This window comes from Actinomyces sp. HMSC075C01 (genome assembly GCF_001812965.1).
Taxonomy (GTDB): domain Bacteria; phylum Actinomycetota; class Actinomycetes; order Actinomycetales; family Actinomycetaceae; genus Actinomyces; species Actinomyces acetigenes.
The window spans coordinates 65,594-90,653 of sequence record NZ_KV810997.1 but is presented as its reverse complement, the minus strand read 5'-3'; the positions used below and the strand labels follow the sequence as shown (position 1 = coordinate 90,653).

The 25,060-nt window shown below is 69.3% G+C and carries 25 protein-coding genes; 11 read left to right on the top strand and 14 right to left on the bottom strand.

What is annotated here, in order from left to right:
• Positions 1 to 9: 9 nt before the first annotated feature.
• The 4 genes from HMPREF2883_RS07775 to HMPREF2883_RS07760 form a co-directional block, all read right to left on the bottom strand.
• Entirely contained in the window at positions 10 to 870 is an 861-nt protein-coding gene (locus HMPREF2883_RS07775) for a TrmH family RNA methyltransferase (RefSeq protein ID WP_070660624.1), read from the bottom strand.
• A gap of 146 nt (positions 871 to 1,016) precedes the next feature.
• Entirely contained in the window at positions 1,017 to 2,318 is a 1,302-nt protein-coding gene (locus tag HMPREF2883_RS07770; protein ID WP_070660622.1) for an SPFH domain-containing protein, read from the bottom strand.
• A gap of 60 nt (positions 2,319 to 2,378) precedes the next feature.
• A complete protein-coding gene (locus HMPREF2883_RS07765) occupies positions 2,379 to 2,846 on the bottom strand; it encodes an NfeD family protein (protein ID WP_070660620.1) in 468 nt (155 codons plus the stop codon).
• Positions 2,847 to 2,952: 106 nt separating this feature from the next.
• The gene (locus tag HMPREF2883_RS07760) at positions 2,953 to 3,774 is read right to left on the bottom strand and encodes an ABC transporter ATP-binding protein (protein ID WP_070660617.1); all 822 of its coding nucleotides are present in this window, start codon (positions 3,772 to 3,774) and stop codon (positions 2,953 to 2,955) included.
• Positions 3,775 to 3,895: 121 nt separating this feature from the next.
• On the opposite strand from HMPREF2883_RS07760, the gene HMPREF2883_RS07755 reads away from it, so the two are divergent.
• Positions 3,896 to 4,630 (top strand): hypothetical protein, encoded by a 735-nt coding sequence (locus HMPREF2883_RS07755; protein WP_070660612.1) that lies wholly within the window; start codon positions 3,896 to 3,898, stop codon positions 4,628 to 4,630.
• A gap of 56 nt (positions 4,631 to 4,686) precedes the next feature.
• On the opposite strand, the gene glgA is transcribed toward HMPREF2883_RS07755, so the two are convergent.
• Positions 4,687 to 5,916, bottom strand: coding sequence for a glycogen synthase (gene glgA / locus HMPREF2883_RS07750; protein ID WP_070660599.1), 1,230 nt, complete (start codon positions 5,914 to 5,916; stop codon positions 4,687 to 4,689).
• Between the two features lie 290 nt (positions 5,917 to 6,206).
• On the opposite strand from glgA, the gene glgC reads away from it, so the two are divergent.
• Entirely contained in the window at positions 6,207 to 7,451 is a 1,245-nt protein-coding gene (gene glgC, locus HMPREF2883_RS07745; protein ID WP_070660596.1) for a glucose-1-phosphate adenylyltransferase, read from the top strand.
• 98 nt (positions 7,452 to 7,549) lie between these two features.
• Positions 7,550 to 8,260: a phosphoserine phosphatase SerB gene (gene serB, locus HMPREF2883_RS07740; RefSeq protein ID WP_070660593.1), complete on the top strand. Its 711-nt coding sequence runs from the start codon at positions 7,550 to 7,552 to the stop codon at positions 8,258 to 8,260.
• Between the two features lie 28 nt (positions 8,261 to 8,288).
• Here serB and HMPREF2883_RS07735 read toward each other — a convergent pair whose 3' ends face one another.
• Together HMPREF2883_RS07735 and HMPREF2883_RS07730 are read right to left on the bottom strand one after the other, a co-directional pair.
• Positions 8,289 to 8,789 (bottom strand): SixA phosphatase family protein, encoded by a 501-nt coding sequence (locus HMPREF2883_RS07735; protein ID WP_009406005.1) that lies wholly within the window; start codon positions 8,787 to 8,789, stop codon positions 8,289 to 8,291.
• Positions 8,790 to 8,874: 85 nt separating this feature from the next.
• A complete protein-coding gene (locus HMPREF2883_RS07730) occupies positions 8,875 to 9,603 on the bottom strand; it encodes an SDR family oxidoreductase (protein ID WP_176747171.1) in 729 nt (242 codons plus the stop codon).
• Between the two features lie 181 nt (positions 9,604 to 9,784).
• On the opposite strand from HMPREF2883_RS07730, the gene dusB reads away from it, so the two are divergent.
• Complete coding sequence (gene dusB / locus HMPREF2883_RS07725; RefSeq protein WP_141759068.1) at positions 9,785 to 11,083, top strand: tRNA dihydrouridine synthase DusB; 1,299 nt, start codon at positions 9,785 to 9,787, stop codon at positions 11,081 to 11,083.
• 45 nt (positions 11,084 to 11,128) lie between these two features.
• On the opposite strand, the gene HMPREF2883_RS07720 is transcribed toward dusB, so the two are convergent.
• Positions 11,129 to 12,457, bottom strand: a complete 1,329-nt coding sequence (locus HMPREF2883_RS07720; protein ID WP_070660589.1) for a YibE/F family protein — start codon at positions 12,455 to 12,457, stop codon at positions 11,129 to 11,131.
• Between the two features lie 103 nt (positions 12,458 to 12,560).
• The gene (locus HMPREF2883_RS07715; RefSeq protein WP_070660586.1) at positions 12,561 to 13,952 is read right to left on the bottom strand and encodes a glycine--tRNA ligase; all 1,392 of its coding nucleotides are present in this window, start codon (positions 13,950 to 13,952) and stop codon (positions 12,561 to 12,563) included.
• A gap of 228 nt (positions 13,953 to 14,180) precedes the next feature.
• Between HMPREF2883_RS07715 and HMPREF2883_RS07710 the strand changes: the two genes are divergently transcribed.
• From HMPREF2883_RS07710 to HMPREF2883_RS07695, 4 genes are all read left to right on the top strand, one after another.
• Positions 14,181 to 15,281, top strand: a complete 1,101-nt coding sequence (locus HMPREF2883_RS07710) for a metal ABC transporter substrate-binding protein (RefSeq protein WP_070660584.1) — start codon at positions 14,181 to 14,183, stop codon at positions 15,279 to 15,281.
• A gap of 73 nt (positions 15,282 to 15,354) precedes the next feature.
• Positions 15,355 to 16,287 (top strand): metal ABC transporter ATP-binding protein, encoded by a 933-nt coding sequence (locus HMPREF2883_RS07705; RefSeq protein WP_070660581.1) that lies wholly within the window; start codon positions 15,355 to 15,357, stop codon positions 16,285 to 16,287.
• Positions 16,284 to 17,174 (top strand): metal ABC transporter permease, encoded by an 891-nt coding sequence (locus tag HMPREF2883_RS07700; protein WP_070660578.1) that lies wholly within the window; start codon positions 16,284 to 16,286, stop codon positions 17,172 to 17,174. The genes HMPREF2883_RS07705 and HMPREF2883_RS07700 overlap by 4 nt, the downstream gene beginning before the upstream one ends.
• Positions 17,171 to 17,596 (top strand): Fur family transcriptional regulator, encoded by a 426-nt coding sequence (locus HMPREF2883_RS07695; protein WP_070660575.1) that lies wholly within the window; start codon positions 17,171 to 17,173, stop codon positions 17,594 to 17,596. Before HMPREF2883_RS07700 ends, HMPREF2883_RS07695 begins: the two co-directional genes overlap by 4 nt.
• A gap of 658 nt (positions 17,597 to 18,254) precedes the next feature.
• Here HMPREF2883_RS07695 and uppS read toward each other — a convergent pair.
• From uppS to leuA, 3 genes are read right to left on the bottom strand one after another with little or no spacing between them, the layout of a single operon-like run.
• Positions 18,255 to 19,124 (bottom strand): polyprenyl diphosphate synthase, encoded by an 870-nt coding sequence (uppS, locus tag HMPREF2883_RS07690; protein WP_070660571.1) that lies wholly within the window; start codon positions 19,122 to 19,124, stop codon positions 18,255 to 18,257.
• 2 nt (positions 19,125 to 19,126) lie between these two features.
• A complete protein-coding gene (gene recO, locus HMPREF2883_RS07685) occupies positions 19,127 to 19,876 on the bottom strand; it encodes a DNA repair protein RecO (protein ID WP_070660568.1) in 750 nt (249 codons plus the stop codon).
• A gap of 22 nt (positions 19,877 to 19,898) precedes the next feature.
• Positions 19,899 to 21,680 carry a 2-isopropylmalate synthase gene (leuA, locus tag HMPREF2883_RS07680; RefSeq protein WP_070660565.1) on the bottom strand — a complete coding sequence of 594 codons (1,782 nt, stop codon included), beginning with the start codon at positions 21,678 to 21,680 and terminating at the stop codon, positions 19,899 to 19,901.
• 394 nt (positions 21,681 to 22,074) lie between these two features.
• Here leuA and HMPREF2883_RS07675 point away from each other — a divergent pair, with 394 nt between their 5' ends.
• The 3 genes from HMPREF2883_RS07675 to HMPREF2883_RS07665 are packed head-to-tail and all read left to right on the top strand — an operon-like array spanning position 22,075 to position 23,986.
• Positions 22,075 to 22,926: an ABC transporter ATP-binding protein gene (locus tag HMPREF2883_RS07675; RefSeq protein ID WP_070660561.1), complete on the top strand. Its 852-nt coding sequence runs from the start codon at positions 22,075 to 22,077 to the stop codon at positions 22,924 to 22,926.
• Positions 22,923 to 23,759, top strand: coding sequence for an ABC transporter permease (locus tag HMPREF2883_RS07670; RefSeq protein ID WP_070660558.1), 837 nt, complete (start codon positions 22,923 to 22,925; stop codon positions 23,757 to 23,759). The genes HMPREF2883_RS07675 and HMPREF2883_RS07670 overlap by 4 nt, the downstream gene beginning before the upstream one ends.
• A gap of 2 nt (positions 23,760 to 23,761) precedes the next feature.
• Positions 23,762 to 23,986: a helix-turn-helix transcriptional regulator gene (locus tag HMPREF2883_RS07665; protein WP_020991564.1), complete on the top strand. Its 225-nt coding sequence runs from the start codon at positions 23,762 to 23,764 to the stop codon at positions 23,984 to 23,986.
• A gap of 7 nt (positions 23,987 to 23,993) precedes the next feature.
• Here HMPREF2883_RS07665 and HMPREF2883_RS14165 read toward each other — a convergent pair whose 3' ends face one another.
• Together HMPREF2883_RS14165 and HMPREF2883_RS15105 are read right to left on the bottom strand one after the other, a co-directional pair.
• The gene (locus HMPREF2883_RS14165; protein WP_075370851.1) at positions 23,994 to 24,341 is read right to left on the bottom strand and encodes a type II toxin-antitoxin system PemK/MazF family toxin; all 348 of its coding nucleotides are present in this window, start codon (positions 24,339 to 24,341) and stop codon (positions 23,994 to 23,996) included.
• Positions 24,342 to 24,731: 390 nt separating this feature from the next.
• The coding region (locus tag HMPREF2883_RS15105; RefSeq protein WP_176747170.1) for a hypothetical protein at positions 24,732 to 25,060 on the bottom strand (329 nt) is incomplete at its 5' end.

The following is a 25,060-nucleotide window of genomic DNA, read 5'->3' as shown; positions in this document are numbered from 1 at the left end:
GGGTCCAGGTCAGGGCAGACGCAGTGCCCAGAAGGCCACGGCGGCCGCTGCCGCCACGTTGAGGGAGTCCACTCCCCCGGCCATGGGTATGCGCACCACCTCGTCGGCTGCGGTGATGGTCCGGTGGGACAGCCCGTCGCCCTCCGTGCCCAGGACGACGGCGACCCGCGAGGCCGGAGCCGTACAGGCCGGTGAGGCCGCGAACTCGTCCAGGGTCACGGAGGTGTCCGACAGTGCCAGGGCGGCCACGGTGAAGCCCTGCTCGTGGAGCTCGTCCATGGCGGGCCAGTGCTCGATCCGGGTCCAGGGGACCTGGAAGACGGTGCCCATGGAGACGCGCACGCTGCGCCGGTAGAGGGGGTCCGCGCAGCGCGGAGTAACCAGGACGGCGTCGATCCCCAGGGCGGCCGCACTGCGGAAGGCCGCCCCCACGTTCGTGTGGTCCACCAAGTCCTCCAGGATCGCGACCCTCCTTGCCCCCGCTCCCCCGCGGGCGGCCGCGAGGAGCTCGGGAACACCGGCGAGCTCGGGCCGGTTCATGGCGGCCAGCGCACCGCGGTGCAGGTGGAAGCCCGTGATGGACTCCAGGACCTCCTCGGGGGCGACGAATACGGGGACCTCGCCGCCGTCGTCGCTGCCCCCGCAGCCGGCCGCGGAGGCGATGACCGGCCGCATCTCATCGAGGTGGCGCGGGGCCATGAGGAAGGAGCGCGGGGCGTGCCCGGCGGCCACGGCGCGCGTGATGACCTTGGAGGACTCGGCCATGTACAGGCCCCGCTGGGTCTCCAGCCGACGGCGCAGCGCCACGTCCGTCAGCCTGGTGTAGTCCGCCAGGCGCTCATCGGCGCCGTCGGACAGCTCAATGATCATCGCTTCGTCACCTTCTGGGGCTTAACCCGTTCAGTACAGCAGTACGGCGGGAAGAATAGGCCGATCACTGTGGATCGCCCACTCCTCCCGCCGCAGCGAGTGCCCTGGGGCCCCTGTGGTTCCCAACGGGCGTCAAGGAAGCCGGCTCAGGCTCCGTAGGGACCCTGAGGCGCGCCGGGAGGCGTGCCGTAGCCGGGCTGGGCCTGGATGCCGTAACCACCGCGCGGGGGCACGGAACCGGGCTGGGCCTCCTCGGAGTCGGCCACGTGGCTTCCGTGCGCGGTGTGAGCCCCCTCAACGCCGTCGGAGGTCGGGACGCTCACCGTGGCCCCGCCGTCGGCCTTATCCGCGGGAGCCTTCGGGGAGACGCCTGCCTTGGATGCGGGCTCCTCACTGGCCTCCTGGGAGGCCGACTCGACCTCGCCACGGGCCTGGGCGAGGGCCTCCTCGGGGGCCTGGAGACTGGTGCTGGCCAGGTCCGAGGCGATGCCCAGGTCGAGCTCGCTGCCCGAAAGGTCGACACCGGGATGAGCGGCGTCGTCGTCGGAGTCGTTCACACCGCCGCCGGGGCCGCCGTCCTTGCCACCGCCCAAAGCGCCGGCGATGCCGTCGAGCGCCGCCGTGAACTCGGTGGGCACGATCCACATCTTGGAGGAGGAGCCGTTGGCGATCTTGGGCAGGGTCTGGAGGTACTGGTAGGCCAGCAGCTTGGAGTCGGCGTTACCGCGGTGGATGGCGTCGAAGACCTGGAGGATGGCGCGCGACTCACCCTGAGCCTTGAGAATCGCGGACTGCGCCTGACCCTCGGCGCGCAAGATCGCGGACTGCTTGTCACCCTCGGCCGTGAGGATCTGGGACTGCTTGACACCCTCGGCCGTCAGGATCGCGGCACGGCGGTCACGCTCGGCGCGCATCTGCTGCTCCATGGAGCCCTGAATGGAGGCCGGCGGGTCAATGGACTTCAGCTCCACACTGTTGACGCGGATGCCCCAACGGCCGGTGGACTGGTCCAGGACGCCACGCAGCTGGCCGTTGATCTGGTCACGGCTGGTCAGCGTCTGCTCCAGGTCCATGGAGCCGACGACGTTGCGCAGCGTGGTGACCGTCAGCTGCTCAATGGCCTGCAGGTAGTTGGAGATCTCGTAGGTGGCGCGCATGGGGTCGGTGATCTGGTAGTAGACCACCGAGTCGATGCTCACGACGAGGTTGTCGGAGGTGATGACCGGCTGAGGCGGGAAGGAGACGACCTGCTCACGCAGGTCCATGATGTTGCGCACCCGGTCGATGAAGGGCACCAGGAAGTGCATTCCAGCGCCGTAAGCCGCCTGGAAGCGCCCCAGGCGCTCAACGATGATCGCAGTGCTCTGCTTGACGATCCGCACCGCCCGGAAGATGACGATGATGACCAGCACGGCCACGAGAAGCAAGATGATGGAGACGAAGGGCACGAGGTTCCTCCTGCAGGGTTGAACGGATGGTCAGAATGGTTGGGGCCGACGCCGGGAACGTCAGGATGCGGGCGCAGCGGCGGAGGTCGTCACCGGGGCGACCACGGCCACGGCCCCGTCGATCTGAGTCACGGTCACACTCACCCCGGCCTCCAGGCGAGGCTCACCCCCTTGGGCGGAGGGAGCCAGACGGGCACTCCACTCCTCACCGCCCAGGCGCACCCGCCCGCCTTCACGGTCAACAGGAGTAATGGTGACGGCAGACCGACCGATGAGGGCGTCGACGTTGGTCTTCATCTGCGGGGTGGCGGCCGCCAAGCGGCGCTTGGCCCAGGGACGCACGGCGAACAGAAGCAGGGTGGAGACGCAGGCGAAGACCACGACCTGCGCCCACACGGGCCCGCCGAGGAAGGAGGTCAGGCCTCCTCCCAGCGCGCCGCCGGCAATCATGAGGAAGGTGAGGTCAGCTGTCATCGTCTCGATGACGATGAGGAGCAACGCCCCTCCGACCCAGAGCAGCCATTCCATGAGAACCTCCTGATGAACGCGGTTGGTGAGGGTGTGATCGTATACCGGGCAGGGCCGATCAGGGATCGATACAGTCCAAGGCGGCCTTCTCGCCCGGAACCGGTGGTCAGCCCCTGGCCTCGGCGACGCGCCTGCCGTGGCCGGCCGGGCGCCCCCTGGCGGAGTAGCGGCCGCGGTCATGGGTGACCTCCAGCTCCATGCCGAAGGTCGTGCTGATCATGTCCGCGGTGAGGACTTTATTGAGCGGGCCGGCGCCCACGACCTTGCCCTCGCGCAGCGTGAGCGCGTGGGTGAAGCCCTCCGGGATCTCCTCCAGGTGGTGAGTCACCAGGACCATGGAGGGCGAGTCGGGCGAGGAGATGATCTCGGTGAGCGCCGCCAGAAGCTGTTCACGGCCGGCCAGGTCCAGGCCCGAGGCCGGCTCGTCCAGGAAGAGCATCTCCGGGTCCGGCATGAGAGCGCGAGCCAGCTCGACGCGCTTGCGCTCCCCCGACGACAGTGTTCCCCACGGCCGGTCGACCAGGTGAGCGGCCCCCAGGGCGCCCAGCAGGGCGTGAGCGCGCTCGACGTCGACGTTGTCGTACTCCTCGCGCCAGCGTCCGATGCGCCCGTAGGAGGCCGACAGGACCACGCCGAGCACCTTCTCGCCGTTCTGGACATCGGCGGCCAGGGCCGACGACAACAGGCCGATACGGGGGTGGAGCTCGGAGACGTCCACGCGCCCGAGCCGCTCGGAGAGGATGTCCACCGTGCCGGAGGAGGGGAAGAGCCTGGCCGAGGCGATCCTGGCGATCGTGGTCTTGCCCGCGCCGTTGGACCCCAGCAGCACCCAGTGCTGACCCTCTTCCACGTTCCAGCTGACGTGGCTGAGAATCTGGTGACTGCCGCGGTGCAGCGAGACGTCGTCGAGGTGCAGGACACTGGTCATGGGGTGATCCTATCGTGGCGCCGAGTTCACACCGGGCAGATGCGCGGCAAGAGCCGCGACCCGTCTGCGGCCCGTTCTCCTCCGGGGCCTACCTCGCTGCCATTCACTATGGTTGGCCCTCATGGATCCCCTCAATCCGCCTGTCAGCATCATGCTGGCCCTGTGGGCGCCATCGCCCTCCTCCCACGGCCTGTCACTCGTGGAAGGCCCCGACGGCGCCCATGACGTCATCGACAGCGTCGTCCCCGGGGGCTCGGACACGCCGACCGCCGCCGACGATCCAGGACGCGTCAGCCTGACGCAGTGGCTCACCGCCGCCCGCCCGCTGAGCCGGGTGAGCGCGGTCCTGCCCTCACCGGTCGGCGGCACCGGCACCTGGGGGCTCCTGCCCGACATCGAGGAGGGCGTCGTGCTGGAGGGGTCAGCCGGCCGGGTGCTGCTGGTTCCTGAGGACTCCGGAACCTCGGTGACCTGGCGCGCCGAGCCCATGGGCGGCACGCTGCCCCCGCTGGATGCGGCGCACGCCCGCCGGCAGGTGCACGCCGCCACCGAGGAGGCCATCGAGGCGCTCATCGAGCTCGACCTGGCCCGTGAGCGCCCGGAGCTGGCCGACGCCCTCAATGACCTGCTCACCGCGGTGGTGGATCCGCGGCTCATGCCGCCGTGGCTGAAGCGCCGTGATCGGGAGCTGTTGGAGCGCTCCTTGCGGCTGGCGGGGATGTGCGAGCTGGCCCTGGACGACGACGGCGCGGCCACGACCGCCCTGCAGGCGCGGCGGCGAGCCAACGTCCTGCGTCCGCTGCTGGCGGTGGCGCGTCACGGCGCCGCTGCGGCCACCGAGTGGTGGGCCCGGTAGAGGGGCGCGCCACTCGGTGGCGTATCGGTGGGGTCACCGAGCGGGAGCCGTCCGGCTCAGCCCTGGGCCAGGACCCAGTTGTAGACGTCCATGGTGCGCTGGGCGATGGCCTCCCAGGCGAAGTGCTCCTCGACGCGGCGTCGAGCGGCCTGCCCCATGGTCCTGGCGGCCTCGGTGTCGGTGACCAGGGTGATGAGGCGCTCGGCCAGGTCGGCCTCGAAGCGGGCCGGGTCGATGGGGGTGCCGGTGCCGTCCTGGACCTGCTCAATGGGCACCAGGAGGCCGGTCTCGCCGTCGACGATGACGTCGGGGATGCCGCCGGTGGCTGATCCGACAACCGGCAGTCCCACGGCCATGGCCTCGAGGTTGACGATGCCCAGGGGCTCGTAGACCGAGGGGCACACGAAGACGTCGGAGGCGGCCAGCACGGCGATGAGCTCGGGGCGCGGCAGCATCTCCTCGATCCAGACCACTCCGGTGCGCTTCTCGCGCAGGCGGGCCACGAGGCCCTCGACCTCGGCCTTGATCTCGGGGGTGTCGGGGGCGCCAGCGCACAGGATGACCTGGACGTCGGAGGGCAGCTGCTCGCAGGCGCGCAGCAGGTGGGGAAGGCCCTTCTGACGGGTGATGCGTCCGACGAAGACGACGGTGGGGCGGTCGGGGTCAATGCCGAGGCGCTTGAGGGTGGCGGAGGCCGCGGCGTCGGCCTCCTGGCCCTGCGGGCGCTTCCAGGCCTCGAGGTCGATGCCGTTGTGGACGACCTTGACTCGCTCGGGGCCAACGGCCGGGTAGCAGCGCAGGATGTCCTCACGCATGCCGTTGGAGACCGCGATGATCCCGGAGGCGGCCTCGTAGGCGGTCTTCTCCGCCCAGGAGGACAGGGCGTAGCCGCCGCCGAGCTGCTCGGCCTTCCAGGGGCGCAGGGGCTCCAGGGAGTGGGCGCTAACGACGTGGGGGACGCCGTGGAGCAGGCCGGCCAGGTGTCCGGCGAGGTTGGCGTACCAGGTGTGGGAGTGGACGAGGTCGGTTCCCTCGGTGCCCTGGGCCATCTCCAGGTCAACTCCGAAGGTGCGCAGGGCGGCGTTGGCGCCGTCGAGCTCGGCGATCTCGGGGTAGCCGGTGACGCCGTCGTCGGCGCCCTCGGTGCCGGGCTCGCGGGGGCCGCCGAAGGCGTGGACGCGGACGTCGGCCAGGGGGCGCAGGACCTTGGCGAGCTCGTTGACGTGGACTCCGGCGCCTCCGTAGATAAAGGGTGGGTACTCCTTGGTCAGCAGGTCGACCCTCATGGGTGTGCCTCTCCTCTGTCTGATGGATGGACTGACCGCGCCTTCCTCGGCGCAGGACGGGCGCCTGCGGTGCGGCGGGCGCCACACCCGACGTTATACGCACACGGGCCCCGGTGGGACCGTTCAGCGCCGGTGGCTTCCACCGATTCGCATGTACGGTACCGTCGGTTCCCTGAGCGGGGGCATGTGTAGATCAAAGGTCCGGGTTGACTCGGGAGCCGACACGGGAGCGACCCGAATTGTGATCTGTTTGGCCCCATAAGCCTCTCAAGCAACGTAAGGTGGGCCACATGGCTCAACCTCGTGTTCTCGCAATCGTCCTCGCCGGTGGCGAGGGCAAGCGCCTCATGCCCCTGACCGTCGACCGCGCCAAGCCGGCCGTGCCCTTCGGCGGTATCTACCGCCTCATCGACTTCTCCCTGTCCAACATGATCAACTCCGGCTTCCTCAAGGTCGTGGTGCTCACCCAGTACAAGTCCCACTCGCTGGACCGTCACATCTCCAAGACGTGGCGCATGTCCGACATGCTGGGCAACTACATCGCGCCGGTGCCGGCCCAGCAGCGCGTGGGCAAGCACTGGTTCCTGGGGAGCGCCGACGCGATCTACCAGTCCCTCAACCTGCTCGACGACGAGCGGCCGGACTATGTGGTCATCACCGGTGCGGACAACATCTACCGCATGGACTTCTCCCAGATGCTGGAGCACCACATCGCCTCCGGTCTGCCCTGCACCGTCGCGGGCATCCGTCAGCCGCGGTCCCTGGCGGACCAGTTCGGCGTCATCGAGACCGACCCGTCCGACCGCGGCAGGATCAAGGCCTTCGTCGAGAAGCCCAAGGAGACCCCCGGTCTGCCGGACTCCCCCGATGAGGTCCTGGCCTCGATGGGCAACTACATCATGAACGCCGACGCGCTCCTGGAGGCCGTGACGGTCGACGCCGCCGATGAGACCTCCAAGCACGACATGGGTGGCAGCATCGTGCCCTGGTTCGTCAACCAGGGGGCGGCCGGCGTCTACGACTTCAAGGACAACGACGTCCCGGGCTCCTCCGAGCGCGACCGCGACTACTGGCGCGACGTGGGTACCGTGGACGCCTTCTTCGAGGCGCACCAGGACCTCATCTCGGTGACCCCCGTGTTCAACCTGTACAACGACCGCTGGCCGCTGTTCGCCGGTTACCAGGCCGCGATGCCGCCGGCCAAGTTCGTCTACGGCCACCACGAGCGCCTGGGGCACGCGGTCGACTCGATCGTCTCACCGGGCGTCATCGTCTCCGGTGGTGAGGTGATCTCCTCGGTCCTGTCCCCCGGTGTGCGCGTCAACTCCTGGTCCTCGGTGCGCGAGTCCGTCCTCATGGACGGGGCCGAGGTGGGCCGCAACACCGTGGTCAACCGCGCGATCCTGGACAAGTACGTGAAGGTCGAGGAGGGCGCCATGGTGGGGATCGATCCCGAGCACGACCGCGAGCGGGGCTTCACCGTGACCGAGTCCGGCATCACGGTGGTGGCCAAGGGTCAGCTCGTCACCCGCTGACCGTAGGCTCACCGCCTTTGCAGTGCGCGCCGTCGCCCGAGCTTCCGGGCGACGGTGCAGCTGTATTCGCATGCCGGCTCGCCCACTAGCATGGCGCCATGAGCGACACCTCCCGACACCGTGCCGGCCACTCCGCGGACCTCAGCGGGGCGCTGAGCGAGGGCCTTTTAGTGACTGAGGGCCCCGGCCTGCTGGTCATGGACGTGGACTCCACCCTCATCGAGCAGGAGGTCATCGAGCTCATCGCTGAGCGCGCCGGGACCCGTGAGCGGGTCGCCGAGGTCACGGCCCGGGCGATGCGCGGGGAGCTGGACTTCGCGGCCTCCCTGCGCGAGCGGGTGGCGACGCTGGCCGGAGTCCCCCAGGGGGTCTTCGCACAGGTCCTCGCCGAGGTGCGTCCCACCATGGGGGCGGCCGAGCTCATTGAGGCGCTGCACGCACGCGGCTGCCGGGTGGGGGTCGTCTCGGGCGGTTTCGAGGAGGTCGTGGTGCCTCTGGCCAAGCGGCTGGGCATTGATCACGTGGCGGCCAACCGCCTGGAGGTGGTCGAGGGCCGTCTCACCGGTCGGGTGCTGGGGCGGATCGTGGACCGTCAGGAGAAGGTCCGCTGCCTGCTCGCCTGGGCCCGGCAGGACGGTGTGCCCATGGAGCGCACCATTGCAGTGGGTGACGGGGCCAACGACCTGGGCATGCTGGAGGCCGCGGGGCTGGGGGTGGCGTTCTGCGCCAAGCCGGTGGTCGTCGAGCAGGCCGACGCGGCCATCCACGTGCGTGACCTGCGTGCCGTCCTGCAGCTGATCGGGGGCTGACCGGCTGCGGTTTCGGGGAGGTCCGGCCTCAGTCGCGCTTGCGGGCGGTGAAGATCTCCCGGATGCGGGCGCCCTTGGGCTCCAGGTCCGCCCAGGTGCCGGGGACATCGATGATGACGGCGGTGGCCGTGGGCACCCCGAAGGAGATCTGGGAGGCCAGGTCGTCGTCGGTGTCGTGGAGGATGTGGGCGAGCACGGAGATCGTGGGCTCGTGGCCGACGACGACGACCGTCCTGGCGTCAGCACCGTCCTCGGCCAGGACCTTGAGGATGCCGTTGGGGCCCAGGTTGTAGATCTCCTCGCGCACGAGGGTGTCGGTGGGCTCGAGGCGGTCGCGGATGGGGCGGGCGGTCTCGCGGGCCCGGGCCGCCGGGGAGACCAGCAGCAGGTCGGTGGTCTCCAGGCGCTTGCGCAGCTCCTTGGCCAGCAGGCCGGCCAGGGCGGTGCCCTTGGGAGTCAGAGGACGTTCCAGGTCGGTGACGGCGTCGTGAGAGGCCTTGGAGTGTCGGACGAGCACGAGCCGGCGCATGGGATCCGTTGTCACGTCTCTACCCTACGGCACCGCGGCGCTGCTCGGATACGGTCCCGACGACGTCTCGCGCCCCGCCGCGCGCCTAGCGCCCCATGCCCAGGCCGCCGTCGACGCCGAGGATCGCGCCGGTGACGTAGGCGGCCGCGGGTGAGGCCAGGAAGAGGACGGGGCCGGCGATGTCGGTGACGTCGGCGAAGCGTCCCAGGGGGATCTGCTCGAGGTAGGCGGTGCGGATGTGGTCGGGCAGGGAGGCGGTCATCGCCGTGGTGACGAAGCCGGGGGCGACGGCGTTGACGGTGATGCCGCGCGGTGCGAGCTCGCGGGCCAGGGAGCGGGTCAGCCCCTCCACACCGCCCTTGGCGGCGCCGTAGGCCGACAGGCCCACGCCTCCGCGTGCGGCGATGGCCGAGGAGACCAGGATGATGCGCCCCTTGCGGGCCCGCATCATGGCTGGTGTCACGGCGCGCACGGTGTTGAAGGTGCCGGTCAGGTCCGCGGAGATGACCTCGTCCCACATCTGGGAGGAGGTGCGCGCCGCCAGTGACTCCCGGTTGATGCCGGCCGAGGCCACGAGGACCTCGATGGGGCCGTGCGCCTCGGTGGCGGCGGCCAGGGCATCGGCCAGGGCGTCGGGGTCGGTGACGTCGGCGGCCAGGGCCAGGGCGCCGTCAGGGGCCTCGCCGGAGCGGGAGATGCCCGCCACTCGGTCGCCCTGTGCCAGGAACGCCTTTGCAACCGCCTCCCCGATTCCCCGGGAGGCTCCGGTCACGACGACGGAACGTGATATCGACGGCTCGGTCTCTTCGTTCATCAGCACAAGCACACAAGGTAACGCGCATCAGCACTCGCCATCAGCGATTCGACATACGCCGATACCGATCCGTCCCTGTTACTTCCTTCACAAGTGGTCTATACCTGTGTCTGTTCCGGGCCGCAGGGCGGGGCCGGTCACGGCCCTGGCACCCGCCGTGTGTCAGCATGTCGGGGTGACGATGAGTCAGACCTCCCTCTGCCTCCCCGACGCCTGCGCCTCGGACCGCGCGCCCGCGCCGCTGCGCATCGGACCGTTGGTGGTGCCCACACCCGTCGAGCTCGCCCCCATGGCCGGAGTCACCAACGCCTCCTTCCGCCGCCTGTGCCGGGAGATGGCCGAGGCGGCACTGCCGGAGTCGCTGAGGCCCTCCTCCCCCGGCCCGATGTCCGCGCCCGACGGCGGCATGCTGGCCCCGGCGGGCCTGTACGTCACGGAGATGGTCACCACCCGCGCCCTGGTGGAGCGCAATAAGCGCACCCTGGCGATGGTGCGCACCGACCCGGCCGAGAGGGTGCGTTCCATCCAGCTCTACGGGGTCGACCCGGCCACGGTGGGGGCCGCGGTGCGGATCCTGGTGGAGGAGGATCTGGCCGACCACATCGACTTGAACTTCGGCTGCCCGGTGCCCAAGGTGACCCGCAAGGGCGGCGGGGCGGCGCTGCCGTGGAAGCGTGACCTGCTGGCGGCGATCCTCACCGAGGCGGTGCGCGCCAGTGAGGCCGCCGTCCACGCCGTCGGGCGGGCGCGGCAGGTGCCGGTGACCATGAAGATGCGCCTGGGCATCGACGAGGAGCACGAGACCTTCCTCGACGCCGCCCGCGCCGCCGAGAACGCTGGGATTGCCGCCGTGGCCCTGCACGCCCGCAGCGCGCGCCAGCACTACTCGGGTCAGGCCCGTTGGGAGGAGATCGCCCGGCTCAAGGAGGCCACTGACCTGCCGGTGCTCGGCAACGGGGACGTCTGGCTGGGCGATGACGCGGTGCGCATGCTGGAGGCCACCGGTTGCGACGGCGTCGTCGTGGGCCGTGGCTGCCAGGGGCGGCCCTGGCTGTTCGCCGACATCGTGTCGGCCATGCACGGCTCGCCGGCGCGCACCCGACCGGACCTGGACGCCGTCATCGAGGTGATCCGCCGCCACGGGCGCATGCTGGCCGAGGAGATGGGTGAGGACCGGGGGGTGCGTGACCTGCGCAAGCACGTGGGCTGGTACCTCAAGGGCTACCCGGTCGGCGGCGCGGCGCGCGCTGACCTCATGGGGATCCGGACCCTGGATGAGCTCGACGCCGGCCTGGAGCGGATGCGCTCGCGCCTGCCCGAGGTCGTGGACTACCCCGGTGACATCGTCGAGGGTCCCCGGGGGCGGGCCGGCAGCCCCAAGACTCCGCGTCTGCCCGACGGCTGGCTGGACTCCCCCGTCCTGGATGCGGCCCACCGCGAGATGCTCAGCCAGGCCGAGTCCGACGTCTCCGGCGGCTGAGACAGCGGCACCGCGGGTCCTTGAGGCCGGTCACCGGTTACTCGTCTACTCGTCGAGGACCGGGGTGACGCGGCACAGGGCCGCCGCGATCGCCGTGGTCGCCGGGATCGCCAGGACCAGGCCGATGGAGGAGATGAGGGTGCGCACGATCTCCTCGGCGATCTCGCCTGAGAGCATGGTGTCCAGCACGGCCCGGTCCATGAGGGCGGCGGCCAGGATGAGCGGCAGCGCCGTGCCGGCGTAGGCGAAGGCCAGGGTGTAGACGGTTGAGGCGATGTGGTCCCGACCGATCCTCATCCCGCCGGTGAACAGGCGCGTGCGCGACAGCAGCGGGTTGGCGGCGTGCAGCTCCCACACCGAGGAGGCCTGGGTGATGGTGACGTCGTTGAGGACGCCGAGCCCGGCGATGACCATGCCGCAGGTCAGCAGCGTCTGCAGATCGATGTGCGTGCGCGAGGCCAGCAGGCGGGCGGTCTCGTCAACATCACCGGTCAGGTGGGCGGCGTCGGTCCCCCACAGGGCGAGCAGCACGGTCAGCACGATGCCGGCCATCGTTCCCAGCAGGGCGGTCGTGGTGCGGATGGACACGCCGTGGGCCACGTAGACGGCCGCCAGCATCATCGCCATCGATCCGACCAGAGTCACCGCCAGCGGGTGGGAGCCGGACAGGAGCGCCGGGATCATGAAGAAGGCGAGCACGCCGGTGGCCACCAGCAGGCCCAGGACACTCAGGACGCCCTTGCGCCCGGCCACGGCGACGACGAGCACGAGGTAGACGACCGCCAGGGCGCCGACCGGGAGCTGGCGCTGGTAGTCGATGAAGGAGTAGGGGGAGCCGGACAGGATGGCCTGGGGCGAGTAGAGGACGACGAGCCGGTCGCCGGCGTGGGCGAGCCTGCGGGGCTCGCCCACCAGCTGGACCGGCATCACCAGGCCCTTGCCCTCCCCCTCGGTGATGCGGGCGCACACGTGACCCTTGGCGAACTCCTCGGGCTTGACGCCGTTGACCTCCGTCAGGGCGCTCACCGAGCTCTGACAGCCCGACAGGTCCGTGGAGGTGATGGTGGCCTTGCCCACCGAGCCGCCCTCGGCGGTGAAGGAGCGCGAGCCGATGAGTGAGCTCTTGCCCGGCCAGAGCACGAACAGTCCGACGACGGTGGCCAGCACCAGGGCACCGACGATGGCACCGAGCACGATCCGCACCCGGCGGGCCTCCCCCGCATCCAGGTCCAGGGGCCCGGAGTGGGAGTGACTGTGGCCGCTGCGGCTATGACGGCCGTGGCTCCTGCTGTCCCGACCCTCCTCGACCGGCGGCTCGGGAAGGCTCTCGGAGGGGACAGACTCGTTGCTCGGGGAGGTCGAGTTGGTGCTCACCGTCCCATCATGCCCGCCCCGCGTCCCTGACGTGAGCCAGGAACACGGGGCGGGACCCGGATGGTGGCCGGGTCAGCGAGACTGCCGGACTGTCCGGCGCGGCTCAGCAGCCGATGAGGCGCTCAGCCAGGTAACGCTCGACACCCTCGAGCGGGATGCGCTCCTGGGCCATCGTGTCGCGCTCACGCACGGTGACCGCCCCGTCCTCAGGCGAGTCGAAGTCGTAGGTCAGGCAGAAGGGCGTGCCGACCTCGTCCTGGCGGCGGTAGCGACGGCCGACCGCACCGGCGTCGTCGTACTCCACGTTCCAGGAGCGGCGCAGGCGTGCGGCCAGCTCCTTGGCCGGGCCGGTCAGCTCCTCCTTACGGCTCAGCGGCAGGACGGCGGCCTTGACCGGGGCGATGCGCGCATCGAGCTTGAGCACGATGCGCTTGTCCACCCCTCCCTTGGTGTTGGGGGCCTCATCCTCGGTGTAGGCCTCTACGAGGAAGGCCATGAGCGAGCGGGTCAGGCCGGCGGAGGGCTCGATGACGTAGGGGATCCAGCGCTCGGAGCGGGTCTGGTCGAAGTAGGACAGGTCCTTGCCGGAGTGCTCGGCGTGGGTGGACAGGTCGAAGTCGGTGCGGTTGGCGATGCCCTCGAGCTCGCCCCACTCCGAGCCGGCGAAGCCGAAGCGGTACTCCAGGTCCACGGTGCGCTTGGAGTAGTGGGAGAGCTTCTCGGCGGGGTGCTCGTAGAGGCGCAGGTTGTCCTCACTGATGCCCAGGTCGGTGTACCAGGCCTTGCGGTAGTCGATCCAGTACTGGTGCCACTCCTCGTCGGTGCCCGGCTCGCAGAAGAACTCTAACTCCATCTGCTCGAACTCGCGGGTGCGGAAGATGAAGTTGCCCGGCGTGATCTCGTTGCGGAAGGACTTGCCCACCTGGCCGATGCCGAAGGGCGGCTTCTTGCGGGCCGCGCTCATGACGTTGGCGAAGTTGATGAAGATGCCCTGGGCGGTCTCGGGGCGCAGGTAGTGCAGGCCGGACTCGTCGTCGACCGGCCCCAGGTAGGTCTTGAGCAGGCCGGAGAACTCGCGCGGCTCGGTCCAGGAGCCCGGCTGGCCGGTGACGGGATCGGGAACCATGTCGAGGGTGACGGTCTCGGGGTCGAGGCCCTTGCGGGCGGCGTATTCCTCGACGAGCTGGTCGGCGCGGTAGCGCTTGTGGGTGTGCAGGGACTCCACGAGCGGGTCGGTGAAGGCGCCGACGTGACCGGAGGCGACCCAGGTCTCACGCGGCAGGATGACGGAGGAGTCCAGCCCGACGACGTCGTCGCGCGAGCGGACCATGTACTGCCACCACTGGCGCTTGATGTTCTCCTTGAGCTCGACGCCCAGCGGCCCATAGTCCCAGGCCGAGCGGGTTCCGCCGTAGATCTCGCCGCAGGGGAAGACGAACCCGCGCCGCTTGGCGAGGTTGATGACGGCGTCGAGGCGTGAAGGGGTGGATGCCAACGGATGCTCCTTCAGGAGTGGTCGTGGTCCCGCCTGGTTGGTGGGGACGAGTGGGAACAGTCTAGGCGGACAGGCGCCGAGCGTTGGTGAGGGGCCCATCGCACCACGGATGCGCGCCCGCGCGCCGGGCAGGCTCGCCGGGCCTCCGTTCAAGCCGGCTCTCAGCAGCGCTCACGCGGATTCGCCCCGAGTTTGACGCAGGACCACCAGAGTATGAGAATGATTCGCATGAATGTTTCACAGGCTCGTTCCCGTCATCTCCACCGCGTCGTGGCGCTCGGAGCCACCCTGATGCTGGCTGCCGGCATGAGCGCGTGCAGCGCCCTGAAGAGCGAGAGCTCCTCGAGTGCCTCGGCACCGCACACGATCGCCCCGGGCAAGACCCTGACGGTCTCCACGTCCTTCTACCCGATCCAGTTCCTGGCCGAGGCCATCGGCGGCAAGCTCGTCAAGGTCTCCACCGTGACCCCCTCCAACGTCGAGCCGCACGACTTCGAGCTCTCCGGCAAGGAGACCGCCGAGCTGGGCAAGGCCGACCTCATCGCCTACGTCCCCGGCTTCCAGCCCTCCCTGGACAAGGCGGTCAAGGAGGTCGGCTCCGGACCCACCGTGGTGGACCTGAGCAAGCCGGCCAACCTCGTCCACCACGAGGGGGTTGAGGAGGAGCACGAGCACGGCGAGGAGGCCGCGGACAGCACCTCCGCCACGGCCAGTGCCGCCACCACCGCACAGGCCGGCGAGACGGAGCACGACGAGCACGGCGAGCACAGTCACGATGAGCACGGCCACGCCGAGGGCGATCAGGGGCACGACGGCAACCTCGACCCGCACTTCTGGCTCGACCCGGACCGCATGATCAAGGTGGCCGAGGCCCTTGAGGCCTCCTTCGCCCAGATCGACCCGGCCAACGCCAACGACTACAAGGCGGGCCTGGACAAGCTCAAGACGGCGCTGACCAACCTGGACAACCAGTACAAGCAGGGCCTGACCAGCTGCCAGCACAAGACCTTCATCACCTCCCACGCCGCCTTCGGCTACATGGCCGAGCGCTACGGCCTGACCCAGGCATCCATCTCCGGCATTGACCCGGAGGCCGAGCCCAGCCCCGCCGAGATGGCCAACATCAAGTCGGTGGTCGAGAAGACGGGGGTCAAGACGATCTTCACCGAGGAGCTGGTCTCCGACACCCCCGCCAAGGCGATCGCTGCGGAGACCGGGGCGGAGACCAGCGTCCTCAGTCCCCTGGAGTCCAAGCCCGAGCAGGGCGACTACACCGACGCCATGACCACCAACCTGGACCGGCTCAAGTCCGCCATAGTGTGCAAGTAGCCTCGGGCCCGAGCCGCCGAGCCCGGGATTCCGAGCAGGTGACGTCCACTCAGATTGGCATGATCACAACCGTATGACCTCATCATCTTCACCTTCACCAGCGTCTGCGACGACGCCGTCCGGCTCACCCCGGGCGGCGTCGTCCGCGCTCGCCATCAGGGTCCGCGAGCTCAGCGTCGTCCTGGGCTCCTCCCTCATCCTGGACGACGTGAGCCTGGCCGTGGGCGGCGGCGAGTCCGTGGCGATCCTGGGCTCCAACGGCTCAGGCAAGTCCACCCTCGTCAAGGCCGTTCTGGGCCTGGTGCCCCTGTCCGGCGGCAGCATCGAGGTACTGGGCACCCCCACCTCGCACCGCCGCAGGGTTCCCTGGGAGCGCGTCGGCTACGTTCCCCAACGGATCGGTGCCGGCTCCGGCGTCCCGGCCACCGCCCTGGAGGTGGTGCGCTCCGGGCTTCTGGGGCCGCGCCGTCCCTGGGCCGATCGGGGGCGGAGCGCCAAGCGGAAGGCCATGGCCGCGCTCGACGCCGTCGGCCTGGCCCACCGGGCCGCGGACCACGTCCAGGTCTTCTCCGGTGGGCAGGCCCAGCGGGTCCTCATCGCCCGGGCCCTGGTCCGCTCCCCCGAGCTGCTCATCCTTGATGAGCCCCTGGCCGGCATCGACCGCGCCAGCCGCGAGTCCCTGGCCGAGATCCTCCAGGGGCTGCGCGCGCAGGGGCTGACCCTGGTGACGGTCCTGCACGAGATGAGCGAGCTCGCCGACGTCGTCCAGCGGGCGATCCTCCTGCAGGACGGCCGGCTCGTCGCCGACGGCCCGGCCGACGAGGTCGCTCATCTTCGCGACAGCGGGGCCAGTACGCCGCAGGGCGACCCGCACCGCGCTCACCCCGGCGACGGCAGTGATCACCACCACCCGGACGCCGGCGGCCCTCCGGCCCACCACGCCCCCGTCCTCGACCACCGGCTGCCTGAAACGCGCCCTCATCCCGGTAGGAGCACCCGCCCATGATCGAGTTCGTCTCCGACATGCTCGCCAGCCCCCTCATCCAGCGCGCCTTCATCGTGGCGGTCCTGGTGGGGCTGGCCGCCCCCGTGGTGGGCACCTACCTGGTTCAGCGGGGCCTGGCGCTGCTGGGCGACGGGATCGGGCACATCGCCCTGACCGGGATCGCCCTGGGCTGGCTGGCCGGGGCCGCCGCCAACGTCACTCCTCACGACGCCTGGGCCGTGCCCGGGGCGATCATCATCAGCGTGCTGGGAGCCGTGATGATCGAGGTCATTCGCGCCAACGGCCGTACCCGGGGAGACGTGGCCCTGGCGATCCTGTTCTACGGGGGCATCGCCGGGGGTGTCATCCTCATTCGCGTCGCCGGCGGGACGACGACGAATCTCAACTCCTACCTGTTCGGCTCGATCTCCACGGTCTCGGTCTCCGACGCCTGGTTCACCATCGCCCTGGCCACATTAGTGCTCCTGGTGGGGCTGGGGCTGCGCGGCCCGCTGTTCGCACTGTGCCACGACGAGGAGTTCGCCCACGCCTGCGGGCTGCCCACCGGTGCCCTCAACGTGCTGGTGGCGGTGGTGGCGGCGCTGACGGTCTCCGTGTCCATGCGGGTGGTGGGCGCCCTGCTGGTCTCAGCGGTCATGATCGTGCCGGTGGCCATCGCCCAACTCGTCTCGCACTCCTTCGCCCGCACCATGTACCTGGCGATGGGGCTGGGCGTGGTGGCCTGTGTGTCGGGTCTGACGATCACCTATCTGGTGGCGGCCTCTCCCGGCGCCATGATCGTGGTACTCCTAGTAGGGGGCTACGCCGTCGTCGCCCTCCTGTCCGGACTGCTGCAGCTCGTCAGCCGCTCCCGACGGCACCGCATCACCTCAGGAGGCAGATCATGAGCGCAAGCAGCACGGCGCAGCGTCCCCGCGCCACGCGCCAGCGCGCCGCCGTTGCCGACATCCTCGCCCGCACCGACGAGTTCCGCTCGGCCCAGCAGATCCACTCCGCCCTGGAGGCTGAGGGCACCAAGGTGGGGCTGGCCACCGTCTACCGCAACTTGCAGACCCTGGCGGAGTCCGGGGTGGTGGACCAGGTGCGCAGCGCTGAGGGCGAGGTCCTCTACCGGGCCTGCGAGAAGCAGGAGCACCACCACCACATCGTGTGCCGCCGCTGCGGCTACACCGTGGAGGTTTCCGGCGGCGAGCTGGAGGAGTGGATTCAGCGGGTCTCAGCCCGGCAGGGCTTCACCCAGATGGAGCACACGGCGGAGTTCTTCGGCCTGTGCGCCACCTGCTCGACCCAGGACGCCTCACAGGACTGAACAGGTCTGATCGGCCCGGTGGTCGGTTTCCGGCCGGCGACTTCCTGCCTCCTGCTTGTTGTCTCATGACTTGTGAGGCCTCCGGCCGCCATGGCACCGAAAGACACCGATGAGGCGGGTTGAGCGGGTTCGGGAGTCGTTGCGCGCGCTGCCGGCAGGGGCGGGCTTGCTCATTCGTGGTTGCTCAGCGTGCCTGGTGCGTACTGCACGAGGGTCGGGCGCTACTGGAGGAAGGTCGGGTGTACTCCATGTAGGTAGGGCCTTCGTGCAGTACGCACAACCCTTACCCAGTAGATCCCGACCCTCGTGGAGTAGCTCGTCCCAGAGAAGGCTCGGGCCGGAGCCGGCGTCGCGCCGGCGCCATCGGGCCCCGAGGAGTCGATCCCACAGCGGTCCGGTGTCCACAGCGCTGACATCAACGGTTCCGCCGTGGAAGCAGCCAGCGTAAATCGTTGGAATTCTGGGGATTACCCCTCAGCCTACGACGCCTGAGCAGGGCTAATGTCAGCGTCATGGACACTGACGCCCCGTCAGGCCTCTTCCATCGGCCCACCATCGACTCCAGGCCACCCGTCCTACCCCGGAGTCCCTCCCGTGCGAGTGCCTCCGACAGCCACGACATTCGCACTTCTCAGAAGGAGAAAGACAAGCCAGTTTCCTACTGACCGTCGTGGTGCGGTTCCTCGTCAGCCTCGTCGCCCTCCGGGTCCTCGGCGCCGGTGGGCTCCTCGTGCAGCACCTTGTCCACGGCCCCGCCGTAGCGGCGCTCGCGCCCGGCGTAGGCCTCGCAGGCCTTCCACAGCTCGGTGCGGTTGAAGTCCGGCCAGGCCAGGGGTGAGAAGTAGAGCTCGGCGTAGGAGGAGGACCACATGAGGAAGTTGGAGGTGCGCTGCTCGTCGCCGGTGCGGATGAACAGGTCCACGTCCCGCATGGTGGGTGAGTAGAGGTAACGCTGGATGGTCTTCTCGTTGATGGAGGAGGCCTTGAGGTGGCCGGCGGCAACGTCCTCGGCGATGGCTCGGGTGGCGTCGGCGATCTCGGCCCGCCCGCCGTAGTTGATGCACAGGTTGAGGGTGAGGCCCGTGTTGTGCGCGGTGACGCGCTCGGCCTCACGCAGCTCACGCAGAACGGACTTCCACAGGCGCGGAGTGCGTCCGACCCAGCGCAGCCTGACGTTCCAGGAGTTGAGGACATCGCGCTGGACGCGCAGGACCTTGCGGGCGAAACCCATGATGAAGCGGACCTCGCCGGGTGAGCGCCGCCAGTTCTCGGTGGAGAAGGCGTAGACGCTCAGCTCTTTCACTCCGATCTCGATGGCGCCGGCGGCGACGTCGAGCATATTGGCCTCCCCCACCCGGTGGCCCTCAGTGCGGGGCAGGCCTCGGGCGTTGGCCCAGCGCCCGTTGCCGTCCATGACGACGGCGACGTGCTGGGGCAGGGAGGCGGCCGTCAGCACGGGTGCGGTCAGGCCGGGTCGGTGCAGGGGCGGGGCGGCCTCGACCGTCATGTCTCTGGCGACGTCTGTCATGGTTATGCCCTTTCCACCAGTGCGAGGGAGCGCAGGCGCCGCTCCAGGTACCAGGTCGTGTAGGCCGAGACGAGCCCGGAGGTCTGGGACCGCTCGCGCTGGCCGGAGGCGTCGGCCACGGCCCAGTCGCCGGAGAGCAGGGCGCCCAGGAGCGCCATCGTGGCCGGCTCGACCTCGACGGCGCCGGCCGAGCGGCAGGACTCGCACACCGCGCCACCGGCCTGCACGTGGAAGGCCCGGTGCGGTCCGGGGGCGCCGCACCGGGCGCAGTCGTAGCACGAGGGCGCCCAGCCCCCCAGGGCCAGAGCCCGCAGCAGGTAGGAGTCCAGGATGAGTCCGGGGGCGTGGCGCCGGTGGGACATGGCGGCCAGGGCCCCGGCCAGCAGCAGGTACTGCTGGGGGCTGGCCTCGGTGCCCAGGTCACCGTCGTCGGCGCTGAGTCGCTCGGCGGTCTCCACCATGGTCGAGGCGCAGGTGAACATGGCGTAGTCGGCGCTCACGGCCCGCCCGAAGGGGTCGATGATCTCAGCCTGGGTGACGACGTCGAGGCTGCGTCCGGCGTGGAGCTGGACATCGGTCATGGAGAAGGGCTCCAGGCGGGCACCGAAGCGGGAGGTGGTGCGGCGCACCCCCTTGGCCACGGCGCGCACCTGGCCGTGATGGCGGGTGAGCATCACGATGATGCGGTCGGCCTCGCCCAGCTTGTAGGTGCGCAGGATGATCGCCTCATCCCGGTACAGCCTGCTCGTCACGGGCGCAGTCTCTCACGCCCTCTCAGCGCAAGGCGCGATTGAGGGCGGAGATGACGGCCTTGAAGGAGGAGGTGGTGATGGAGGGGTCGATGCCCACGCCCCACAGGACCTGGCCGTCGACCTCGCACTCGACGTAGCTGGCGGCCTTCGCGTCGCGCCCCTCGCTCAGGGCGTGCTCGACGTAGTCGAGGATCCGCACGTTCAGGCCCGTGCCCTCCAGGGCGGTGACGAAGGCGTCCAGGGGGCCGTTGCCGGCGGCGGTCAGGTGCTTCTCCTCCCCGCCGTCGACCAGGGTGACGGTGAGGGTGGAGTCCTCGTCGTCACCGGCGGAGGTCAGGGTGGCGCCGCGCAGCTCGAAGCGGCCCCAGCGGCTGAGCTCGGCCTCGGGGGCGGTCGCGGCGGGCAGGTACTCGTCGGCGAAGATCGACCACAGGCGGTCGCCGTCGACCTCGCCGCCGTAGGTGTCGGTGTGGCGCTGGACGATGCGGGAGAACTCGATCTGGAGGCGGCGCGGCAGCTCGAGCTTGCGGGTGGTGCCCAGCAGGTAGGCGACCCCGCCCTTGCCGGACTGGGAGTTGACGCGCACGACGGCCTCGTAGGAGCGGCCCACGTCGTGGGGGTCGATGGGCAGGTAGGGCATGGCCCAGGGGACGGCGATCTCCGCCTCGGCGTCGGTGAGCCCCTCGGCCTTCTTGGCGTTGACCTGAGTGCTGCGCGCGGCGAAGCCCTTCTTGATGGCGTCCTGGTGGGAGCCGGAGAAGGAGGTGTAGACGAGCTCACCGGCGTAGGGGGTGCGCGGGGGCACGTCCATGCCGGTGGCCCGCTCGACGGTGCGGCGGACCTCGTCGATGTCGGACAGGTCGAGCATGGGGTCGACGCCCTGGCTGAAGAGGTTGAGGGCCAGGGTCACCAGGTCCACGTTGCCGGTGCGCTCGCCGTGGCCGAACAGGCAGCCCTCAACACGGTCGGCACCGGCCATGAGGCCGAACTCGGCGGCTGCCACGCCCGAGCCGCGGTCGTTGTGGTTGTGCAGGGACAGGCACACGGACTCGCGCCGAGGCAGGCGGCGGCTCATCCACTCGATCTGGTCGGCGTAGACGTTGGGGGTGGCGCGCTCGACGGTGGCGGGCAGGTTGAGGATGATCTCGCGGTCTCCCTCGGGCTCCCACACGTCCATAACCGCCTGGCAGACCTCCAGGCTGTAGTCGAGCTCGGTGTCCACGAAGATCTCCGGGGAGTACTCGAAGCCGAAGATCGTGTCCTCGTCGAGAACCTTCTCGGCGCGGGCCATGATCTGGCGGGTGCCGTCGACGGCGAGCTCGCGGATCTGGTCGCGGTCCATGCGGAAGACGACGTTGCGGAACAGGGGCGACAGGGCGTTGTAGAGGTGGACGGTGGCCCGCGGGATGCCGACGCAGGCGTCCAGGGTGCGGTCGATAAGCTCACCGCGCGACTGGGTGAGCACCGAGATGGTGACGTCCTCGGGGATCGCGCCATCGTCCACCAGGGAGCGCACGAAGTCGTAGTCGGTCTGGGAGGCGGCCGGGAAACCGATCTCGATCTCCTTGAAGCCCATGGTCACGAGCAAATCGAAGATGGCGCGCTTGGCCTGGGGGCCCATGGGCTCGATGAGGGACTGGTTGCCGTCACGCAGGTCGGTGCTCAGCCACCGGGGGGCGGTGGTGATGCGCTTATCCGGCCAGGTGCGGTCGGGCAGGTCGATGGAGACGACGTCGAGGAAGGGCCGGTACTTGGCGAACGGCATACCGGAGGGCTGCTGGGGGGCGGGGCGGGCGTTGCGCATCGGGTTTCTCCTGGGATCAGATGCTTCGTGGTTCCGACGGCGATTCCTCCAGGAGCTGAGGGGCTCTGAGGGAATCCGGGGGCACGATCAAGGACGTGGCCGAGCAGGACGAGTCAGCCGCGGTCGGGGTGCCGGCCTGTCAGGCCCCGCCGCGGCGACTAAGCAGGAGGCTCGCCCGGTACCAGGCGTGAGGCCGCAGGGTCGCTCGCACGGCGTAGACCCTACCCCGATGAGGACCCATCGTCAGGTAAGGGGGTCGCATGGGACCGCAGAGTGAGACGGAGGATGAAGGGACTCCTCCGCGGGCAATGTCTCACACTCTGACGCACACCAACACCATGATGTAGTATGTCTACTATATTCAGTTGCGGTTCTACTCAGGAGGGTTTGTGCGATGACTCCAGTCATCACCACGGAGAACCTCGAGTTCTCCTACGCGGACACCCCGGTGCTGCGCGGCATCGACCTGTCGGTCGAGGCCGGAGAGGTCATCTGCCTGCTCGGCCCCAACGGCGTGGGCAAGACAACCCTCGTGGAGAACCTGCTGGGCTCTCTGACCCCGACCGCCGGCAGGGTGCGCGTGCTCGACACCGATCCGCGCCGGGCGGGCGCCGACTTCTGGGCGAGGGTCGGGTTGGTCCAGCAGAGCTGGACCGACCACGCCAAGTGGAAGGTGCGGGACCAGCTGAAGTGGATCCGCTCGTTCCAGCTGACGGCAGCGAGCCGGGTGAGCAGCGTCAACGAGGTACTCGACGCCGTCGGCCTCAGCGAGAAGGCCGACTCCCGGCTGTCGAGGCTCTCCGGCGGGCAGCGACGCACCATTGACTTCGCGGCCGCCCTCATGGCCTCGCCCGAGCTCCTCGTCCTGGACGAGCCGACGACCGGACTGGACCCGGTCTCCAAGGCGCGACTGCACGATCTCATTCTGGCCCGGGTCGACGACGACGCCACCATCGTCATGACCACCCACGACCTGGCCGAGGCCGAGCACCTGGCCTCACGCGTGCTCATCATGAACGGGGGACGGATCATCGCCGACGGCACGGTCACGGCGCTGCGCGAGCACCTCGACCGCGGCGCTGAGATCACCTGGGTCCAGGACGGCACCCGCCACGTCCACACCACCCACTGCCCCGAGCGCTTCGTCAAAGGACTCGACCTCGACGCCATCACCGGGCTCACCATCACCCGCCCCACCCTGGAGGAGACCTACCTCTCCCTCGTCAGCAAGGAGGCCCACTCATGAGCACTCATACCTTCCTGGCAGTTCTACGCGCGGCCCGTCGCCAGGCGGCCCTGGACCTGCGAGCAGGCATTGTCGGATCGAGCGTCGCGCTGCTGGTATCCGTGAGCGCCATCGTGCTGGCCGGCAGGAGCACCCAGGCCGCCACCGAGGCCCACGCGGCCTTCGGCCCCATGTTCCTCGCCGGCAGCATTGGCACGATCAGCTGCTTCATTACCTTTCAGATCGCCAGCGAGGCCTACGTCGACCGTATCGGTGGTGCCCTGCTGCGGGTGCGCGTCCTGCCCTACGGTCCGCTGACGTGGGCGATCGGTAAGACAATGTCCTCAGTCACTCAGACCCTCGTCTTCCAGGGCGCCATTCTTCTCGGGGGCGCCCTGTTCGTTGAGGCACTGCCCCTGAGTGCGCCCCAGGTGCTGGCCTGCCTGCCGCTCATGGTGCTGTCTGCCGTTGCGACTGCCCCACTGGGCTTCCTCGTGGGCGCCTTCGTCCGCGGCGCCTACAGCTTCATGGCCTCCTACCTGCCCATGTTCGCCCTTATCGGAACGAGCGGTTTCTTCATACCCATGGACCGGCTCCCCTCCTGGCAGCAGGCGGTTCAGCTGACGCTGCCGACGTACTGGTCGGGACACTTGACCCGCTGGGCACTGGTGGGCGACCCCTCGTGGGAGGTGAGCCGAGTCTTCTCACCGGTGCTCTCCGTCGGGGTCCTGACGACCTGGACAATTCTCGGCTTCGCAGCGGCCTCGTTCATTGTGCGGCGCAGCTTCCGCAAGGAGACGATCGGTAGTCTGGCGCACATGCAGTCCACCATTCGCTCCCAGGCCGGTCTGTGACGATGTCCGACGACGTCGTCCACAACCGGATCGCGGTCCTACGCGCCGACCGCAGAGTGAGCCGCCGTGAGCTGGCCGAGGCCCTCGGCGTCCACTACCAGACGGTGGGCTACCTCGAGCGCGGGGAGTACGCCCCCTCGCTGCACCTGGCCCTGCGCATCGCCCGCTACTTCGATGTGCCCGTGGAGTCGGTCTTCTCCCTGGAGGAGTTCCCCCGCCTGACGTAAGACTCCATCACAAGGAGAGATGCAGGATCAGAGCCTCATTGACCAGCTTCATCAGGCCACTGGGTAACCAGCCGACAACCTCGCCGACTCTCTCCACGGCAATCGATCGAACTTGCTCCGCCTGAGCCTTTGAGTCCTTGGGCAAGCCAGTTGCCTCCGAGGGGAGGAAAACCTGAAAGGGAAGAACTCGCGAGGTTGAGCTGGTCAATGGAACCACCGTCACAACCCCGCGGCCAAGGCGCGCGGCCGCCGCATTGGCATGGTCGTTACTTACTATGAGCGCAGGTCGACGCTTGTTTGCCTCGCTGCCAACAGACGGCTCGAAATCGACAAGGCGGACTTCACCTCGTAGCATCCTCACCTCTATCGATCCCGTCAGCAACCACACTATCCCAGACGGTCGCATCCTCAGAGGCATCCCAGGAGGACCAGGCCTCAGCGTAAGCATCCTGAAGATCAGCTTTTCCGAGCAGGCGGATGGCATTCTGAATACCAGCAGACCTCGACGCCAAACCGTCACGCTCCACGCATCGGTCCAGCAGAATGAGGTCACTCTCCGACAAGCTCACACTTAACTTCATGCCAGCATGCTACTCGGGTAGCATCATCAGGGGCAAGAGAGCAACGAGCCTCATCAGGCCGCTCGGAGGCGTTGCTCGAATCCGGGTGGTGCCCTCCCCGGACAGGGAGGGCACCACCCGGTTACTCGGTTCGGCTACGCGTCTGCGTTCCGGCGCCGACCGGCCTACAGGAGGCCCTCGGCCAGGTCCAGCGGGGTGCCGAAGCGGTGGTTGGTGATGGCCACCGCCTGCTCACGCAGGAAGGGCAGCAGCTCGGAATGCGGGCAGGCCGTCACTGCCCCCGTGTACAGGGCGATGTCGGGGCTCCCGCCGGTCACCCGGCTGGCCTGGCTCCAGCGGGCGGCTGAGGTCTCCTCACGCGGGCCGAGGATGCGCACGCGCGTTCCCAGCCCACCGGAGACGGAGAGCTCAGCCAGGCGAGCGTCCCAGGCACCCTGGTCCTCGACCGCCACCTGGACGCCGGCGGCCAGCAGCGCGTTCTGCAACGGCTGGG

Excerpts from the sequence above, each read along its gene's own strand:
- HMPREF2883_RS07760 (WP_070660617.1), bottom strand. The coding sequence starts at position 3,774 with ATGACCAGTGTCCTGCACCTCGACGACGTCTCGCTGCACCGCGGCAGT.
- HMPREF2883_RS07695 (WP_070660575.1), top strand. The coding sequence starts at position 17,171 with ATGAGCGCAAGCAGCACGGCGCAGCGTCCCCGCGCCACGCGCCAGCGC.
- HMPREF2883_RS07705 (WP_070660581.1), top strand. The coding sequence starts at position 15,355 with ATGACCTCATCATCTTCACCTTCACCAGCGTCTGCGACGACGCCGTCC.
- dusB (WP_141759068.1), top strand. The coding sequence starts at position 9,785 with ATGAGTCAGACCTCCCTCTGCCTCCCCGACGCCTGCGCCTCGGACCGC.
- HMPREF2883_RS07675 (WP_070660561.1), top strand. The coding sequence starts at position 22,075 with ATGACTCCAGTCATCACCACGGAGAACCTCGAGTTCTCCTACGCGGAC.
- HMPREF2883_RS14165 (WP_075370851.1), bottom strand. The coding sequence starts at position 24,341 with ATGCTACGAGGTGAAGTCCGCCTTGTCGATTTCGAGCCGTCTGTTGGC.
- HMPREF2883_RS07765 (WP_070660620.1), bottom strand. The coding sequence starts at position 2,846 with ATGGAATGGCTGCTCTGGGTCGGAGGGGCGTTGCTCCTCATCGTCATC.
- HMPREF2883_RS07670 (WP_070660558.1), top strand. The coding sequence starts at position 22,923 with ATGAGCACTCATACCTTCCTGGCAGTTCTACGCGCGGCCCGTCGCCAG.
- HMPREF2883_RS07665 (WP_020991564.1), top strand. The coding sequence starts at position 23,762 with ATGTCCGACGACGTCGTCCACAACCGGATCGCGGTCCTACGCGCCGAC.
- serB (WP_070660593.1), top strand. The coding sequence starts at position 7,550 with ATGAGCGACACCTCCCGACACCGTGCCGGCCACTCCGCGGACCTCAGC.
- HMPREF2883_RS07775 (WP_070660624.1), bottom strand. The coding sequence starts at position 870 with ATGATCATTGAGCTGTCCGACGGCGCCGATGAGCGCCTGGCGGACTAC.
- leuA (WP_070660565.1), bottom strand. The coding sequence starts at position 21,680 with ATGCGCAACGCCCGCCCCGCCCCCCAGCAGCCCTCCGGTATGCCGTTC.
- HMPREF2883_RS07710 (WP_070660584.1), top strand. The coding sequence starts at position 14,181 with ATGAATGTTTCACAGGCTCGTTCCCGTCATCTCCACCGCGTCGTGGCG.
- glgC (WP_070660596.1), top strand. The coding sequence starts at position 6,207 with ATGGCTCAACCTCGTGTTCTCGCAATCGTCCTCGCCGGTGGCGAGGGC.
- uppS (WP_070660571.1), bottom strand. The coding sequence starts at position 19,124 with ATGACAGACGTCGCCAGAGACATGACGGTCGAGGCCGCCCCGCCCCTG.
- HMPREF2883_RS07730 (WP_176747171.1), bottom strand. The coding sequence starts at position 9,603 with ATGAACGAAGAGACCGAGCCGTCGATATCACGTTCCGTCGTCGTGACC.
- HMPREF2883_RS07755 (WP_070660612.1), top strand. The coding sequence starts at position 3,896 with ATGGATCCCCTCAATCCGCCTGTCAGCATCATGCTGGCCCTGTGGGCG.
- HMPREF2883_RS07700 (WP_070660578.1), top strand. The coding sequence starts at position 16,284 with ATGATCGAGTTCGTCTCCGACATGCTCGCCAGCCCCCTCATCCAGCGC.
- HMPREF2883_RS07735 (WP_009406005.1), bottom strand. The coding sequence starts at position 8,789 with ATGCGCCGGCTCGTGCTCGTCCGACACTCCAAGGCCTCTCACGACGCC.
- glgA (WP_070660599.1), bottom strand. The coding sequence starts at position 5,916 with ATGAGGGTCGACCTGCTGACCAAGGAGTACCCACCCTTTATCTACGGA.